Below are 17473 nucleotides of genomic sequence, written 5' to 3'. Positions count from 1 at the left end.
AATCCCCGTTAGAAGGGATTGCTCTTTTTTTGTATACATCAAAACACTGCCGATAAGTTATGATATCTTATCGACAGTGTATATTAAAAAGCTTAATTTTATGATGGTACTTCAGTACGTTTTGTACTATGTTTTCTAATAGCTGCTGCTAATAAACTAGATACAGCACCAAAAATCATAAATCCAATAAGCATCCACATTGTTGAATTCAACTCAATATGGTGATTCATATAAATGATTTCTTTTAAGCTTGTAGCATAATGTACGAATGGATTCCAATCTACAATATAACGTTGATAGAACTTAGGTAACATTTGCTTTGGTAACATTACCATTTGCATACTAAAGAACATTGCAATGAAGAAGATTGGCACAGATTTCATACCTAACCAAGTCATTGTTCCTAATATTAAACCAACAAATCCCATAATCGCTAACGCTACAAACGTTGCAACACGGTTTGGATGATCGAAGTCAAATCCTAGTGCGCCTCCCATAAAGTACACATATGCAAAGCTACCAAGAAATGCTGCAATCACTGTAAAGATAATTTGTCCTACAGAAGCTATTAAACGATGTGCAATTTTAATATTACCACTTGTTCTAAATGCGAAGAATAGTAGAACAGAAATAACAATTGATCCCATCCAAATTGGCATAAACATTAAGAATGGTGCGTTACCGCCACCTTGATGGTCTTTTACTTTATTGATTTTTTCATTATCCACTTTAACAGGGTTAGTTACAGAATCAATATCTTTAGCATCAACTTTAACATTTTGTTTTTCTAATGTTTGAAGACTTTGTTTAGTAATTTGTTTGTTAATATTGTCACCCATACCTGACAATACATTTGTAGCCATTTGAGAACCTTGTAAACTTGATCCTTGGCTTACAATTGTTTTTAATTGTGCTTGTTTGACATCAACACTTTGATTACCCATTTTTTTAGCCATCATTTGTGCTTGTTGCGCTGGCACTTCACCAGATTCAACTTTCTCTTTCATTTCAGCTTTTTTGCTGTCCATGACTACTTTTTGAGTTTTACTCATCGCATGTTTAGAAAAATCTTTTTCAAATATAGCAGCGCCATAATATTTTTCATCTTCCATGCCTTGTTTAGCATCTTTTTCGCTATCTACTTTGACCCATTTGATTGCTTTAGAATCACTATCTAATAATTTATCTTCTAGTTTGTCACCAATATTCATCTTTTTACCTTGAATAGAAGTACCTTCATCGTGATTTACAATTGCGATTGGCATATCTTTAGGTTTAGGATTAAACGCTGGATAAAATGCAATTGCAAAAATCATTAATATTAAAATGATTGCGATTGGTGTCAACCATAGTAATTTGCTTTTAAATATATTCATAACTTTTCCTCCCTTGAAGCAATTCAACATTGTGTTGAATATTTATCACTTTTCCAATTATAATGAGTTTAAATAAATAAACAACAATCAATTAATAGAAAAACGTCCGTTATTGAACACAATGATGAATATTGTCTATTAACTAAGGGAGGTTTTACATTTTTGAAAGAAGATAGACGCGTTCGCAAAACTAAATCTGCAATTAAGTATGCTTTCATACAATTATTGAAAGAACGAAGCCTTGAAAATATTACAGTTCAAGATATTGCAGATAAAGCTGACATCAATCGAGGTACTTTTTATTTACATTATGAAGATAAATATTTACTCCTCACTGATATGGAAGATGAGTGTATAGAACAAATTTCTAAATTCACTCAATTCTCAGAGATTCAAGGCGATAATGTAGAAATGATAGCAACATTATTTATTGATAAAGTGTTGCGTAACATTATTCAACATGTGTATGATAATCTAGACTTTTACAATACGATTTTGAGTTTAGAAAGAAAAAGTCGCTTAGAAGAAAAAATAAGCGATTTGATACAATATAATATGAAACATCAAGTCAGTGTCGATAACAAAATTGAAGGCATCCCTGAAATGTATTTTCATAGTTACGTATCTGGTGCTACAATATCTATCATTAGGTATTGGGTATTAGACTCAAACCGTATCTCTGTTGACGAATTAGTGACACACATTTTTAAAATTATTTATTACGGTCCACTAAGGATTATGGCCGAACAGAGATATAACCATATGAATTAAACACATTGCTCGATAAACATAGTGATGCGTTTGAAAAAAAGCTTTGAAAGGACTTTAACAAATGATCACTGCATATAAACATTCAAATCAAATTAATAATGAAATTATTGAAACACCAATAGATCAACAAGCATTATGGATTAATGTTGTTGAACCTGATAGAGAAGAAATCGAATATTTAATGGATCACTATCATTTACCTGAAGATTTTATACGAGATCCATTAGATTCAGAAGAAAGCGCACGTATCGAATATGATGAAGACACTGGATACTCTCTCATTATTATCGATTTACCATTAATCAATTCTACTAATCGTAGTGTTTTATCATTTATTACGATTCCGCTGGGTATCGTCATTGGAAATGGTATTGTTATGACAATTTGTGATGCTGAAAATGAGTTCTTAGAGAATTTTTCAAGACAAGATAATATTAATCTCAAATTTCATAGTCGCTTCGCTTTAGAAATATTAACTACTATTGCGAACCATTATAATAGAAACTTAAGATTGCTTAATAAATCAAGAATTCGTATTGAAAGAGAATTAAAGAATAACATTACAAATAAACAACTTTTCAAATTAATGGAAGTTGAAAAAAGTTTAGTCTACTTTTTAGCCGCATTAAAAGGTAACGATACCATTATTAAAAAATTATTCCGTTTGCCTGCTATTAAACGATTTGAAGATGACGAAGAGTTACTGGAAGATTTAATTATTGAAAATAACCAAGCGATAGAAACTACTGAGTTACATCAGCGCATTTTAGAAAGTATTACAACATCCTATGCATCACTATTATCTAATGATATGAACACCATTATGAAAACTTTAACAATGTTTACGGTGTTACTAACCCTTCCAACACTCGTATTTAGTTTCTTTGGTATGAATGTTCCATTACCATTAGATGATCATAGTTATATTTCTTGGATTATCGTTGTTGGTATCTCACTGATACTTGTTGCGATTGTCAGTGTATACTTATGGCGAAAACAGAAGTTATAACCAGTTTTAAATATAAAAAGATGGACAGTACTAGAGTTCAATGTACTCTAACTGTCCATCTTTTTATTTTATTGAACTTCTTTATATTTTTTTCTTTTAGATAAGACAAACGTTACAATCACAGATACTACAAATGCAATGACCATACCGATTAGATAATGTAACCAACCACCATGGTTAGGATTGATTGAAATAAATCCTGGTATACCTGCAGTCCCCAATGCAATAGCTTTGACTTTAAAGAATGAAATATAGGCTGCTCCTAAACCAGAGCCAACGATGGCACCAATAAATGGATATCGTAGTTTCAAGTTAACACCAAACATGGCTGGCTCTGTGATACCTAAAACTGCTGAAATACCTGCTGCTGAAGCAACACCTTTTAATTTTTTATTATTTTTTATAATAAAGAATGATGCTAAGGCTGCCCCACCTTGTGCCATATTAGACATCGTAGCAATTGGGAATATAAATGAACCACCCGTTTTAGCTTGATCTGCAATCAGCGTTGTTTCCACTGCAATAAAGCTGTGATGCATACCTGTAATGACAATAGGTGCATATAATAAACCGAAGATTAATCCTCCAATAGCACCACCGAATTCATATAACCAAGTTAATCCATCAGATAACCAATAACCTAGTTGTCTTGTAATTGGGCCAACAAATAAAAATGTTAAAAACGCTGTGATAAAGATAGATAACAATGGTGTTAATAAATTGTCCAATACAGTTGGAACTACTTTACGCAACCACTTTTCAATTGTGGCTAATATATAAGCTGCCACAAGCATAGGCAATACTTGTCCTTGATAACCCACTTGGTTAATATGTAATCCAAATACGTCCCAATGCGGAATCGCTTTACCTGCTTCTACTGCTTTTGGAAAATCATAGGCACTCATTAAACTTGGATGTACTAAAATCATACCGAGTGCAGCCCCTAAAAACGGATTGCCCCCAAACCTTTTAGCAGCACTAAAACCAATTAATATAGGTAACAATGTAAATGGCGCATTCGCAAATATATTAATCATATCTGCTAGTCCTGCGAATTGGCTGTGTACCTCAATTAAAGATTTACCTGCATAAAATAAGTCTTTAGCTGTTAATAGATTGTTTAAACCCATTAATAAGCCACCAGCTACGATTGCCGGAATAATTGGTACAAAAATATCAGATAGCATTTTGACAAATCGTTGTAATGGATTCATATTTTTAGTCGATTTGTCTTTCACTTCAGAAGTCGTAGACGCTTCTTTACCAGTGATATGTTCCATTTCGTTAAATACTTTATTAACAGTTCCAGACCCTATAATAATTTGATATTGTCCACCAGTTGAAAATGTTCCTTTAACAACATCCATTTTAGATAAGGCTTCTTCATCAACTTTACTCTCATCATTCAATATTAATCTAAGTCTGGTTGCACAATGGGCCATTGAATCTAAGTTCTCTTCACCGCCAATGGCATTAAGTATCTCTTCTGCAGATTGTTTATAGTTCATTTGTCTAATCCCTCCCATTTTTAGAACCGGTTCCAAAATAACTACTTTAATTGTAACCGGTTCCAATAATTAAATCAACACCACCTTTTCACTTTTTGATTAAATTTAAAAGTATTAGTTTTATCAATGTCATTGAACAGTTATGAATACGGGTATATATGAATACTATACGCATAGGGGGCTACAACTTGAAAGAACGTGGACACATCGAACAATTATGGCGAGAAGAAAAATATCGTGTTTTACTGCATAGTCAAAAACAATATGATGCTATTCGAGAAAAACTAAAATCGCAAGTTTCTTACGAGGAAATTCGTATGATGATTGAACATGCTATCACTATTGAACCCAGTCAAGGAAGTGTCATCAATGCTTATGATCATATGTGGGGATACTTTAAAAAATGGGCTACTGACGAAGAAAAGCAAAGTGCTCAAAATTAAAGGAACTATTTATTAACCATGACGTATCCATTCATGATTTAATGTCATTTTTAAATGTATTAGCAATTAAATATGAGGTACATTACATTCAACAAAGTACAGTATTAAAAGAATAAAAAAACAAACGTTCCATTTTTTGAGGAACGTTTGTTTAATTTTGTGTCTTAAAGGTACATTATGTTAAATTCTAAAGAAAGATTAATTCTAAGATGTATCACAAAATAATAATAAACAATAAATAGAACTTAATGCTATAACATCCAGTGAAAGTTATTGTCATGCTTCATTTAATTTGTTATCACTTCGGGGGGAGTATTTCAAATTAATGATTATAAAAATCGCTACTTAAAAATTGATGCTTCATCATACTTTAATTTTCAGAAGATGTGATTTCTCAGGATGCCACCCTATTTCTATATTGGTCAAAATCAGCTGCATGTTCTAGTTGATATATCTTAAAGATTTCAAACCAATGTCATTATGCCTTTACACATAGAGTTTATGTGTGATGAAGAAATAAGGATTGTATGCGTTAAATCTCGATGTTTATTCTTATTTTAAGTTGATTATTTATTCACTAAATATGGCGTATGTGATTCTGTGTTGTCTCTCTCTTTTGTTGTTATATCTAAGATGTGAATATAACGTACATTTAAAACCACAGATTAACAATCCAAGATTTAAATGTTTTAAATTTCTTTTGGATTGAAATCTATTGTTATTATCCACTAAATATTTCATTCTCACTCTATTGAAAATTTCCAAATACTCTTTACTACATTTCTAATTTTCCATTTGTATTGCAAACAACACAAAATTGACTACGTTTTCACAAAAATTGCTATAATAACTTTTATTTTTAACTATTACTATTTGAATGAAAATCTATTATAATAACTATTATTATTCAATCGCATATTAAATGACTTAGACTATGAATATTCTCATATATATTCAATTTGAACAATTTATAAGTGATTATTATATTTTAATACTAAAAACTAAGAGGAGTCACATCACATAACATGTCATGCCATTTATCCCTATTCACTCAACATCAAACGCAGCCATGTCGTAATATTAATCAAATCATCATATTATTTTCATTAAGTCATGAATTAAGGATTAAAATTAACGGTGAACTTAAAGATTTAGATGCTCATATTGCAATTATTAATCATGGTGATATATATGAAATAAAAAATGCGACACATTTAGTTCAATTAAATATACCTATTTTTTATTTCTACATAGAAGATACGTCGTTTTTTGAATGTTACTTTGATAGACATTTATTGCAATCAAGTGATTACATCAAAACGCTATTACTTCAATTATTACAACAAGATTCAAAAGACCATAAAGACCAACAAGTCTGCTCTAAAATCATACAAACCTTATATAAAGAAGCAGTAATAAAATTAGAAGGCAATTATATACCTAACATTGCAGTAAATTCTCCTTTATTTGCAAATTGTCTTCAATTTCTAGATGAAAAATTGACTCAGCCAATTTCTTTAAAGGATGTTGCTCATAATAGTAGTATTTCTGAATCTTATTGTTCTAATTTATTTAATCGATATTTGAATATGAATTTTAAAGACTACTTTACAAGTCTAAAATTATGTCATTCTATTAAACTACTTATGACCTCTCATTTATCAATCAACGCTATATCAGAAACATCTGGTTTTACTAGTCATACCAATTTTACTAATCAATTTAAAAACTATTTACAATTTAGCCCTAAACAATATCGTACTTATATCAATCAAATTGATACTATGCCACATTTAAATATTGTTGATTACGATAATGAGGCATTTTTACCGCTCATAGAAAACTTTAATTTTAATGATCAAATAACTACAGAAATTACGAAAATTGACTTAGAACATTTTCATCCTAAAGATCATTCAAAAGCTTCCAATCAATTATCATTTATTATATAGATGCTTTGATAAATTATTCGAACGACATATCGGCTTGGCAATGACCATTAAATCCAAAGAGGATTTTAAGGCAGTTAATCATTTCGTCTTGATGTTTTTACAAGGTCATACAGACTATCAATTAAATAAAAAGACAGTCAAACTGATGCTTATTTTTGATTCAGCAACAATGACCATACATGACATTCATCTATGTCATTTAAAAATTAGAAATAAAAATAGAGATATCAAATATGGTGTGACTATAGATGGATTATTACATCAAGAACAAACGTTAGATAAAACATATGATATTTTAAGAAGACTCAATTTTGATTATTATTTAATAGATATTGAAAATATAGAAACGACATTATCCTTGATTAACAAAAGGAAAACATATAATCATACAACCACTCATTTTGATAATTATAAGCAATTTATCATGGATTCTGGTATAGACTCCACACGCTTTGTGTATGATTATTTATCATTAAAATGTTTCAAATATACTAACAACGGTACACATCCATTACAACTCGCCGACTTAGTTTGTCATATTATTGCGCTATTACGCTATGGTGGTGGCATTAGTTACCAATTGATTGCAACGGGTTCAATTTATATTTCTCTATTTAATGAATTCGGTAATGCACTTCCCCTCATTCATATTTATAAAATGGCACATGCATTTGTGAATGAACCTATTCAAATTTCTAATAATTACATCATGAGCCGAAAAGATGGTAATTATCATTTTATTTTATTTAATAAAATCAATGATCGATATTTATCTGATACACAACTAGAATTCATATTTAAAAATCATTTAAAAGCAAATTCATTAATTACTATCCAAACGTTGAATAATGAACATGGCACTATTGATAATTTATTACCGCAGAGTAGACAACAACTGTTTCTTGATAAGGAGATGGTTGAACAACTAGAACGTTCGAATCACCCAAAAACTGAATTGTCACTCCTAGAACACGATAATCAAGATATCAAGTTGATTTTAAAACACGATGAAGTGAAGTATATTTGTATTAAACCTAATTAATGATTTAAATATAGCTAAAGTTTAACAATGGTCATTTAAGGATATAGTTGTCACTAAGGAGATGATTATATTGGATAATCAAAAAGCAACAGAAGCGATTGAAAAAGTATTAGATCATTCTAAAGTCGGTGTATTATCTACTGCTTATAATAATAAACCTAATAGTAGATATATGGTGTTTTATAATGATGAATTAACGCTTTATACTAAGACAAATATCAACTCAATTAAAGTTGAAGAGATTGAAGATAATCCTTATGCCTATATTTTATTAGGTTATAATGAGACTACTAATCATAGCTTTGTTGAAATTGATGCAACGATTGAAGTTGTTAAAGATCAAAAAGTCATTGATTGGTTATGGGAAACACAGGACAAATCATTCTTTGATTCTAATAAAGACCCTGAATTATGTGTGTTAAAAGTTATTCCTAAGTCTATCAAACTAATGAATGACAAAGATTTAGATACACCTTTCACAATTGAATTATAATGATATAGCGAGTATAGAACACAACTCCAAAATCATAGCACAAAGGCGATTAAAAAATATAAATCATCTTTGTGCTTTTTTATATTTAATATCACATTTACACATGTAATTGAATAAATGCCACTTAACTAAATGATAGAGGAGCTTAAGTATAAAAACATTTACGTGACTCAACTTGTACGACCAATGGATCGTCCAATACTAATCCGTAAAATTAATCCTTTCAGATATATTTTTTGTTAATTAATGACAAATGCGTATATTTTATGAATTTTCCAATTAATAATAAACACTTATATTTTGAATTTAATTGCAAATTACTCTAATTTTCTGTATAAATGAAATAGAAAACAACAATACTAAAGGAGAATATATAATGAAGAGTAAAAAAGGACTAGGTTTTGGTCTTATCGCAATTATGCTTATTGTATGTATTGTTTTAGTTGTCGCAATGATGGCTGGCGGCAAAAAAGAAACATACTATGGTGTTATGAAAAATGATACTACAATAGATAAAATGATTAGTGAAAAAGACGAAAAAATTGAAAAGAACATTAAACTTCCATCAGATGCAAAAGTATCTGTTAAAAAAGAAGATTTTGTTATGATTACTAAGAACGAAAAAACTGGCAAAATTGCTAAAGTGAAAAAAGTAGATCATGACGATGTACCACATGGATTAATGACTCAAATCCATGATATGGGACATATGCATATGTAATATAAAAAGGAAGCAAGTCATCAATGGCTTGCTTCCTTTTATTTGTATATATTGGTCGTATTCACATAATTCCAACCATTGAAAATGGAAGTACTTTTAAGGTTCACAGTAGCTTTCGCTACTGCGTAAGAAGTACTAACCATTAAAAATGGAAGTACTTCTTTAAATGCATAAGAGCCCCTTATCGCTAATGCGATTTTCTCCTCTTCGGTTCGCCTTAGCTTGCGCTAATGCATAAGAGCCCCTAATCGCTAATGCGATTTTCTTCTTCGGTTCGCCTTAGCTTGCGCTAATGCATAAGAGCCCCTAATCGCTAAAGCGATAAGGGGCTCTAAAAATGTCAGATTTATTATTTTATAGTGATTTTAAATACTCTTGGCCTTGTTTCTTATCATATAAGTTTTCCCATTTTGCGATAACTACAGTTGATAAAGCGTTACCCATAACGTTAACGACTGTACGTACCATGTCTAATAAACGGTCAACTCCTATAATTAATGCAAGTCCTTGAGCTGGTAATCCCATTGCACCTAATGTTGTTAATAAAACAACGATTGAAGTACCTGGAACTGCTGCCATACCTTTTGATGTAAGCATTAATGTTAACATTAACACAATTTGTTCTGTTAACGTTAAATGCATACCATACATTTGTGCGACGAATAAAGCAGCGATTGATTGGTACAATGCTGAACCGTCTAGGTTAAATGTATATCCAATTGGTATAACAAATGATGTAATTTCTTTTGGTGAACCAAATTTTTCCATCTTTTTCATCATTACTGGTAATACAGCTTCTGAGCTTGATGTTGAGAAAGCTAAAAGAATTTCACTTTTTAGTATTTTCATAATAGAGAAAATACTTATGCCACACATTCTTGCTACAATTCCTAATACTACAACTACAAAGAATACCATCGCGAAGACGACAACTAATACAAGTTTAAGTAGAGGAAGTAAAGCTGATGCACCAAATGTAATAATGGTTGTACAAATAAATGCAAAGACACCTAATGGTGCTAATTTTAAAATTTTGTTAATCATCCAGAATACTGCTTCTAATGTACCACTTAAGAAAGATTTAACAGGTTCTGCTTTTTCACCGATGGCAGCTAAGCCTAAACCGAAGAATACAGCAAAGAAGATAATTGGTAATAATTCTCCTTTAGTTAAAGCTTCAAAAAAGTTTGTAGGTACAATGTTTACAATGGTATCAATAAAATGATTACCGTATGTAGATTGTTCTGCAGCGTGTGCAGATGATTGATATTTAGAAATATCGCCCTTTGGTAGTTTGGATGGATCAAGTCCAGAACCTGGTTTGAACAAGTTACCAAAAATAATCCCAAGACCAATAGCGATTGTTGTTATAATCTCAAAGTAAAGTATTGTTTTCCATCCATAGCGACCTACAGTTTTCGACTCCCCTACGTTCGAAATAGATAACGCTAAAGAACAGAACACAACTGGAATAACGATCATTTTAATTAAGTTTAAAAAGACGTCTCCAAATGGCTTTATGTAGTTAGCCGCTTCTTCATTTCCATATAATATAAGTCCAACGACAACACCTAGAACCAACGCAATTAATACTTGCACTGGAAGACTAATTTTTCTCTTGAATAGAGCCATATTGCAAACTCCCCTTCATCTGACATCACTTAATTATATCAGATAACTTAAAAATAGCTATAATTTTTTAAATAACAAATACAAATAATTGTGTTGAAATTTCTAAATATTTGTGAAACCAGAGTATTTTACTACGGTTATTTTTACTATTTTTATTGTTTTAATCACAATTCTAGCTACACATTAAACTTACACAATAAGAAAAAAAGGTTACCGATTTTTTAAATCGATAACCTAAAAATATTTTGACTAATTTGAGGGCTTATAATTTTTATTAAAGTAATTATGTTTAGCACTCTTTAGACTTTTCTTAGTTTCAGTATCAAAACCTTCTGCAAAGATACCTTTATTTGTACTTATAGGTTGTATCACGTAAGTTACTTTAGGCTCATCTTTAAAAATAACTTCCTTATAATACACACCTTTTTTAGCACTATATAATGTTTCTTCTTTTTTTATCTTATCTTTTAGATGATGTTCTTTAAAATAACTATCGACCATTTCAATATTTTTATGGCCTTGATATGTTTTAAGTGCGAAGAAAAATGCAAATGCTAAAACTAACGAAATGATTAATATAATAATAATTCTAATTAATTTCTGTTTCCTACTCATTTTATAGACTCCTTTTGCCTTATCTTAATTAGTATGAACGAAAAGCATACATTTTTAAAGTCTTATAAAACTTTTGTAACAAAATATTCTTATCTGAATTTTGTACTTAAACGTTTGTCTATACGTTATTATAAATATTGTCTAACATCATCAAGTGGCAAACGTACTGATTTATGCGCTTCTTGCGCCCCTTTACCTACTGCAATAGCTACAACAGGTACAAAACGATCACTATCTAAACCTAACACGTCTGCAATATTAGCTTTATCAAATCCACCGATTGGATTCGTATCATAGCCATGAGATTTAGCTACAAGCATAAATTGCATCGCCATTAAACTACTATCAATATTGACGATATCTTTCATGCCTTCTCTTGATAGCCCTTTATAATGAGGAAGCACCCAACTTAACATTTTATCTTTAATCTCTTCAGTCATATGTTTTTTACTTACTGCATCACCATAAATTTGTTCAGCTTTTTCATAATTTTTTAAATCACCAAAAACAATAATCATCGCAGAAGATGTGTTCACTTGTCTTGAGTTCATCCCAAATGATGGTAAGATTTTCTCTTTACCTTCTTCAGAATCCACTACCATTAATCTCCATGGTTGCATATTTACGGATGATGGTGCTTTCGTTGCTTTTTGAATCATTTCATCCATTTCTTCGTGACTAATTTTATATTCAGTATCAAATACTTTTACAGATTTTCTTCCTTTTAATACATCATCAAATTTTGAGATTCTTTCCATAAAGTTCTCCTCTTTCTAAATAAGTCGTTTGATATTACAAAACAATTAAGTTTTATTATAATTTTGTAATTTTTAAATGAAAAGCAATTTGCCTATATCACTTAGAACGGCACTTGACAAGTCATACACTTCATAATATTGTTAGCTTAACAAGGAGTTATTTAATGTATGTAGAAAATAGTTATTTAAGCAAACAATTATGCTTTTTATTCTATGTTTCATCTAAAGAAATTATCAAAAAGTATTCTAGTTATTTAAAGGAATACGAACTCACGTACACTGGTTATATAGTGCTAATGGCGATTGAAGAAGATGAGAAACTTAACATCAAAACTTTAGGTGATAGAGTTTTCTTAGATTCAGGCACTTTAACACCATTACTAAAAAAATTAGAAAAGAAAAATTACGTCGTTCGAACTCGTGAAGAAAAAGATGAAAGAAATCTTCAAATTTCACTGACTGATCATGGTAAAAGTATTAAAAAACCATTATCTGAAGTGTCACTAAAAGTATTTGGCGAATTTGATATCGACGTTAACGAAGCGAAAGAATTAATCAACCATCTTCAAATGTTTGTTTCTAAAAACTTTGATAAATCCACAGAAAAGTAATACTTCTATAGAGAAAAAGACAAAAGTAAACTTTCCCTCAACATTCATATCTTTCTTTTATACATGTAAATCCAAGTTATGTGAACAAATGTTTCATATTGTAAGCTTTTGTCTGTATTCTCTAGAACTAATAATCACTCCATAAATCCTTTTTACTTTACCTCACCCTAAACAGTACATATAATGAATCTACAATTAAATATGATTCAAATTTAGTTAATTAAAAGGAGCGAATCGTATGCCTAGTAATGACTTCTTTAACAATGCATTTTTAAAAAATGACCCTACTGATATGTTTAGAGATTTAGGTAAGCAAGTATTTAATCAGTTTTCCTCACAAGCATTTCCCGCCAACCTATATAATGAAAGTGATCATTATTTAATAGAAGCTGAACTTGCAGGCGTAAAAAAGGAAAATATATCATTAACTTTTGATCATCATACATTAACGATTAAAGCTAATAAGTTTCTAGAACCTCATCATGGACAAGCGCAATTGAATGAACGTTCTAACGGAGAACTTGTCCGTCGATTTGAATTTGAGGATGTAGATAAAGATTTAATCAAAGCAACATTTGAGGATGGCGTCTTAAATATACGCTTACCTAAACAACAACACGATTCTGAAGACGCAACAACTATATCTATATTATAAATCAAAAAATAACACCCTCGTCACGGTATAACCAAGATGAGGGTGTTATATATTTATGCTTCTTTTTTATTTAAATGAACCATTGTGATTAATGCGATGAGTCCGAAAATAGCAAAAAAGATAAATGCTAAATGACTTGAACCTGTTACCCCTGTAATATAAGTGATTACTAATGGTGGGAAAAAGCCGCCTAGTCCCCCCATCATTGATACAATACCATTCGCTGATCCAGCTTCTTTCGCGAAATATGATGGTACTAATTTAAAAATAAGACCATTACCAATACCTGCACACACACTTATCATTAAACATCCTATGGTAAATAATGCGATGTGATTAGAGAAACCTAAAATCAATGCACCTGTAATCATAATGATAAAATCTACCATTAGAACCTTAACTGCATTTAGTTTATCACCTAATATGCCTCCGACTGGTCTCAGGAAGGTCGCTAAAGCAATAAATATACCTGAACGAATACCTGCATCAACTTTATCTATACCAAAATGTTGCACCAGATAGTTTGGCAAAAATAGTCCAAAAGCTACAAACGCACCAAATGTAATAAAGTACCAAAGACTTGTATAGTATAGTTTATAATTTTTAAATAAGATTTTCATTTGAGATATTAGCGGCACTTTTACTTTAGGCTCACGGTTATCTCCAAATATAAACATTAATACTGCAAATATAGCAATAATAATTAAATAACTTCTAACTGTTGTTTGCCAACCAATAATCCCTGCAATTGGCGGTGCTAAAAATGATGAAATCGCTGTCCCAATGTTTCCCATACCATAAATACCATTCGCTAATCCTACTTTATCTTTTGGGAAATATTTTGGAATTGATGTAACACCTACTGAGAATATAGCACCACCCACACCAAGAAAGAATCCAGATAACATCATCATTTTTGGTGATTGTGCTTGCCCTAAAAAGTAAATGGGAAATAAAAGCACTATAAAACTACAGAAAAATACCCATTTGGCTCCAATAATATTAGTTAAATATCCAAAAGGAACACGTAATATTGATCCCAAAATGACTGGTATTGCTAAAATAATGGATAGTTGTCCAGCTGAAATTTTAATGTCTTGAGAAATAAATGGCATTAATGGAGAAATAATGCTCCATGCCATAAAACCAACTACTAAGCTAAGTGTTTGTAATGTGAGCTGAAATCCACCTTTTGTCTTGTCCATATTTTCACCCTCGTCGAATTCATTTATTTATTAGTACTATGCGGGTTTGACCTTCAATAACTCTATTAATGAACATAGAACTAATCTTAATTTGAATTTATCGACTTTGTGAAAAGTTGAACATTAGGATAATCCCTTATTTGACTATGTAATTCCCCTATTAAAAAGGATCACAGTAGCTTTCGCTACTACGTAAGAGGGTGAAGAACAGAAATTTTACATTTCGTTGTTCTTCCCCGGCACATGATGACTAGGTTGGTTACAAGTATCACGTAGTAACTTACCAGTCATCCACTGCCTCTAACCATTGAAAATGGAAGTACCCTTAAGGATCACAGTAGCTTTCGCTACTGTGTAAGAAGTACTAACCATTGAAAATGGAAGTACTTCTTTAAATGCATAAGAGCCCCTAATCGCTAATGCGATTTTTCTCTTCAGTTCGCCTTAGCTTTCGCTAATGCATAAGAGCCCCTAATCGCTAATGCGATAAGGGGCTCTAAAATTCTAGGAGTTTCTTTTTCATGGCGTATTCTACGAGTTCTGGTTTTGATTTTAATTCTAGTTTGTTCATAATGTGTGTTTTATGTGCTTCTACTGTTTTAACTGATACAAATAGTTTTTCTGCTATTTCTTTATTGCCATAGCCTTTTGCTATTAATGGCAATATCTCTAATTCTCGTTTGGATAACACTTTGAATGGATCTGATGTATCTGTATATTCCTGATTACTACTATTCACAAATTCATTCACTAATGAGGTGGTCAATTTCATATCAACATATGTCTCACCATTATAAACTGTTCTAATAGCAAGCAATAGTTGTTCATCAGGTGCGTTTTTCAAAATATAACCTTTCGCACCGTTCCTCAATACATGAAATAAATACTCTTCATCATCATACATTGTTAAGATTAAAATCTTTGTTTCAGGAAAACTTTCATGAATTTTACTCGTTGCGATAAGTCCTGATTCACCTGGTGGCATACTTAAATCCATTAATAGTACATCAGGTTTAAACTCCAAGACTTTTTGATAGGCCTCTACACCATCAGCAGCGGTAGCAACTACTTCCATATCCTCTTGATAGTTCAATATCATAGAGAAACCGGTTCTAACAACTGCATGATCATCGGCAATAACTATTTTCAACATTATTCCCCCAAAAATTAATTTACAGTGGTACTTCTAAAGTAATAATCGTTCCTTTACCTATATGCGTCTCAATATTTAAATTCCCTTCAACAAGTTCGGATCGCTCTTTCATTCCATATAACCCTAGTCCAGATCCTCTCGGTTTGGAAGACGGATCAAATCCTTGTCCTCTATCAATAATTTCAGCGATTAACGTCAGTTCATTTTGTTGAATAGTGACTTCTACTTCACTAACACCAGCATATTTTAAAGCATTATAAACAGCCTCTTGCACAACTCGATACACGACGGTTTCCACCTCGCTATCAAAGCGATGATTAACGATATTAGAAACATAATTAATTTGCATACCATAATTTTCTTCGAATTGTTTAAAGTAAGATTTAAATGCTGCCTCTAATCCTAAATCATCTAAAGATGCAGGACGCAATTCAACTGATAGATGTCTGACATCGTCAACGAGTTGTGACATTAAACCTTCAATATTTTTAACATCATTCAATATTTTCTCTTTATCTTGTTGATATTTTAACAAACGTAATTGAACATCAATATTCAACATTTCTTGAATAACACTATCATGTAGTTCTCTAGATATACGCTTACGTTCATTTTCTTGCGCGGATATTGTTTTTCTCATCATTCGGCGTTGATTCATTTTTTCTTGTCGTTCAATTTGAGGTGCAACATCTTGCAATGTAAATGCATTAATACCTTTAACCGGATCTATGGTTTGATAAGAAGCTGTAAATGGTGCGATTTTTCTGTTTTTTGTTTTCATAAATACTTGGAATTGTGAATGATGAGGTTGTGCTACATCTAAAAAGCAATCTCTACATGACTGTACGTCATACTCATTCGTGTAACCTTCGCATCGTCTACAAATCGCATTCGTCATTGCACTATAATTTTCTTCTTCCGAAATAACTTCTTTAGCTGCTTCATTCATTGCTATAATCTTTCCGCTATTATTCACAAAAACAATCTTTTCATTTGTGCTTTCAAAGTAACGTCTTAGCAACACTTCAAGTTGTTCATTATTAACCGTCAAGTTAATCACCTAAATTTCTTCATTAAATATGCCTAATTGTTTATAAATATCTATATCATACACATTAATTGGTAATGGCTTATGATTTCTTTGGCCAAACAACATAACCCCATACACCTGTTGTTGATACCAAAGTGGAATAGCTATGACCGCCGTTAAATTTTCACTTAATAATATAGGAAACTTCACCTTTTCATCAGGTGTTAAGGCCATATCTACATTAGCAATGATCATTCTCTTTCCCGTTTTCATCACATTACCAGCTAGACCTCGACCTTTACGTAATATAATTAATTTATATCTATCATTATTGTTACCTGATACATATTGCCATTTTATAGGTGAATAGGTGCTCGCTGATTCATAAAAAGCTAACGCCGCAAAATCAAAACCTTGTTCTAATCTAATTCTATCAATATTTTCTTGAAAACTTTGGCTTTCGAACATTGAATCTGGCATCATACTATTTCCACCTTTG

At 31.2% G+C, this 17473-nt stretch carries 15 protein-coding genes and 2 pseudogenes; 8 read left to right on the top strand and 9 right to left on the bottom strand.

The window, feature by feature from the left end; all coding sequences use genetic code 11:
* Window positions 1–98: 98 nt before the first annotated feature.
* A complete protein-coding gene (locus ssp1_RS02555; protein WP_049424209.1) occupies window positions 99–1376 on the bottom strand; it encodes a YhgE/Pip domain-containing protein in 1278 nt (425 codons plus the stop codon).
* 162 nt (window positions 1377–1538) lie between these two features.
* On the opposite strand from ssp1_RS02555, the gene ssp1_RS02550 reads away from it, so the two are divergent.
* Both ssp1_RS02550 and ssp1_RS02545 read left to right on the top strand, forming a co-directional pair.
* Complete coding sequence (locus ssp1_RS02550; RefSeq protein ID WP_002452436.1) at window positions 1539–2147, top strand: TetR/AcrR family transcriptional regulator; 609 nt, start codon at window positions 1539–1541, stop codon at window positions 2145–2147.
* Window positions 2148–2208: 61 nt separating this feature from the next.
* Window positions 2209–3156 (top strand): magnesium transporter CorA family protein, encoded by a 948-nt coding sequence (locus ssp1_RS02545; protein ID WP_002452437.1) that lies wholly within the window; start codon window positions 2209–2211, stop codon window positions 3154–3156.
* 68 nt (window positions 3157–3224) lie between these two features.
* On the opposite strand, the gene ssp1_RS02540 is transcribed toward ssp1_RS02545, so the two are convergent.
* A complete protein-coding gene (locus ssp1_RS02540) occupies window positions 3225–4664 on the bottom strand; it encodes a sucrose-specific PTS transporter subunit IIBC (protein WP_049424208.1) in 1440 nt (479 codons plus the stop codon).
* Between the two features lie 188 nt (window positions 4665–4852).
* Between ssp1_RS02540 and ssp1_RS02535 the strand changes: the two are divergent.
* The 4 genes and pseudogenes from ssp1_RS02535 to ssp1_RS02520 all read left to right on the top strand — a co-directional run bounded on the left by ssp1_RS02535 (window position 4853) and on the right by ssp1_RS02520 (window position 9315).
* A pseudogene (locus ssp1_RS02535) lies at window positions 4853–5223 on the top strand (YbgA family protein).
* A gap of 909 nt (window positions 5224–6132) precedes the next feature.
* A pseudogene (gene rsp, locus ssp1_RS02530) lies at window positions 6133–8101 on the top strand (AraC family transcriptional regulator Rsp).
* A 70-nt stretch (window positions 8102–8171) separates the two neighbouring features.
* Complete coding sequence (locus ssp1_RS02525) at window positions 8172–8594, top strand: pyridoxamine 5'-phosphate oxidase family protein (protein ID WP_049424156.1); 423 nt, start codon at window positions 8172–8174, stop codon at window positions 8592–8594.
* A gap of 376 nt (window positions 8595–8970) precedes the next feature.
* Window positions 8971–9315, top strand: a complete 345-nt coding sequence (locus tag ssp1_RS02520; RefSeq protein WP_002452443.1) for a DUF4889 domain-containing protein — start codon at window positions 8971–8973, stop codon at window positions 9313–9315.
* 354 nt (window positions 9316–9669) lie between these two features.
* Here ssp1_RS02520 and ssp1_RS02515 read toward each other — a convergent pair whose 3' ends face one another.
* The 3 genes from ssp1_RS02515 to ssp1_RS02505 form a co-directional block, all read right to left on the bottom strand.
* Entirely contained in the window at window positions 9670–10947 is a 1278-nt protein-coding gene (locus tag ssp1_RS02515) for a cation:dicarboxylate symporter family transporter (RefSeq protein ID WP_002452444.1), read from the bottom strand.
* A 249-nt stretch (window positions 10948–11196) separates the two neighbouring features.
* Window positions 11197–11562 (bottom strand): DUF3139 domain-containing protein, encoded by a 366-nt coding sequence (locus tag ssp1_RS02510; protein WP_002450326.1) that lies wholly within the window; start codon window positions 11560–11562, stop codon window positions 11197–11199.
* A 128-nt stretch (window positions 11563–11690) separates the two neighbouring features.
* Window positions 11691–12320 (bottom strand): nitroreductase family protein, encoded by a 630-nt coding sequence (locus ssp1_RS02505; RefSeq protein WP_075778140.1) that lies wholly within the window; start codon window positions 12318–12320, stop codon window positions 11691–11693.
* Between the two features lie 164 nt (window positions 12321–12484).
* Here ssp1_RS02505 and ssp1_RS02500 point away from each other — a divergent pair, with 164 nt between their 5' ends.
* Both ssp1_RS02500 and ssp1_RS02495 read left to right on the top strand, forming a co-directional pair.
* The gene (locus ssp1_RS02500) at window positions 12485–12931 is read left to right on the top strand and encodes a MarR family winged helix-turn-helix transcriptional regulator (protein WP_002450328.1); all 447 of its coding nucleotides are present in this window, start codon (window positions 12485–12487) and stop codon (window positions 12929–12931) included.
* A gap of 238 nt (window positions 12932–13169) precedes the next feature.
* Complete coding sequence (locus ssp1_RS02495; protein ID WP_002450329.1) at window positions 13170–13586, top strand: Hsp20/alpha crystallin family protein; 417 nt, start codon at window positions 13170–13172, stop codon at window positions 13584–13586.
* A 53-nt stretch (window positions 13587–13639) separates the two neighbouring features.
* Here the strand turns inward: ssp1_RS02495 and ssp1_RS02490 are convergent, their stop codons facing one another.
* The 4 genes from ssp1_RS02490 to nreA form a co-directional block, all read right to left on the bottom strand.
* A complete protein-coding gene (locus ssp1_RS02490; protein WP_075778139.1) occupies window positions 13640–14791 on the bottom strand; it encodes a nitrate/nitrite transporter in 1152 nt (383 codons plus the stop codon).
* A 496-nt stretch (window positions 14792–15287) separates the two neighbouring features.
* Window positions 15288–15941 carry a nitrate respiration regulation response regulator NreC gene (gene nreC, locus ssp1_RS02485; protein WP_041613696.1) on the bottom strand — a complete coding sequence of 218 codons (654 nt, stop codon included), beginning with the start codon at window positions 15939–15941 and terminating at the stop codon, window positions 15288–15290.
* A gap of 22 nt (window positions 15942–15963) precedes the next feature.
* Entirely contained in the window at window positions 15964–16995 is a 1032-nt protein-coding gene (gene nreB / locus ssp1_RS02480) for a nitrate respiration regulation sensor histidine kinase NreB (RefSeq protein ID WP_075778138.1), read from the bottom strand.
* A gap of 9 nt (window positions 16996–17004) precedes the next feature.
* Window positions 17005–17457 (bottom strand): nitrate respiration regulation accessory nitrate sensor NreA, encoded by a 453-nt coding sequence (nreA, locus tag ssp1_RS02475; RefSeq protein WP_002450334.1) that lies wholly within the window; start codon window positions 17455–17457, stop codon window positions 17005–17007.
* Between the last annotated feature and the right edge of the window lie 16 nt (window positions 17458–17473).

Source organism: Staphylococcus sp. M0911 (assembly GCF_003491325.1).
In the GTDB taxonomy this organism is placed as follows: domain Bacteria; phylum Bacillota; class Bacilli; order Staphylococcales; family Staphylococcaceae; genus Staphylococcus; species Staphylococcus warneri_A.
Note: the sequence above shows the minus strand (reverse complement) of the source record. Positions and strands in the feature narration are given on the sequence as shown.

Bases quoted from the DNA above. Each gene is read 5' to 3' on its own strand.
- ssp1_RS02555 (WP_049424209.1), bottom strand. From the start codon at position 1,376: ATGAATATATTTAAAAGCAAATTACTATGGTTGACACCAATCGCAATC.
- ssp1_RS02545 (WP_002452437.1), top strand. From the start codon at position 2,209: ATGATCACTGCATATAAACATTCAAATCAAATTAATAATGAAATTATT.
- ssp1_RS02540 (WP_049424208.1), bottom strand. From the start codon at position 4,664: ATGAACTATAAACAATCTGCAGAAGAGATACTTAATGCCATTGGCGGT.
- ssp1_RS02520 (WP_002452443.1), top strand. From the start codon at position 8,971: ATGAAGAGTAAAAAAGGACTAGGTTTTGGTCTTATCGCAATTATGCTT.
- ssp1_RS02515 (WP_002452444.1), bottom strand. From the start codon at position 10,947: ATGGCTCTATTCAAGAGAAAAATTAGTCTTCCAGTGCAAGTATTAATT.
- ssp1_RS02510 (WP_002450326.1), bottom strand. From the start codon at position 11,562: ATGAGTAGGAAACAGAAATTAATTAGAATTATTATTATATTAATCATT.
- ssp1_RS02505 (WP_075778140.1), bottom strand. From the start codon at position 12,320: ATGGAAAGAATCTCAAAATTTGATGATGTATTAAAAGGAAGAAAATCT.
- ssp1_RS02500 (WP_002450328.1), top strand. From the start codon at position 12,485: ATGTATGTAGAAAATAGTTATTTAAGCAAACAATTATGCTTTTTATTC.
- ssp1_RS02495 (WP_002450329.1), top strand. From the start codon at position 13,170: ATGCCTAGTAATGACTTCTTTAACAATGCATTTTTAAAAAATGACCCT.
- ssp1_RS02490 (WP_075778139.1), bottom strand. From the start codon at position 14,791: ATGGACAAGACAAAAGGTGGATTTCAGCTCACATTACAAACACTTAGC.
- nreA (WP_002450334.1), bottom strand. From the start codon at position 17,457: ATGATGCCAGATTCAATGTTCGAAAGCCAAAGTTTTCAAGAAAATATT.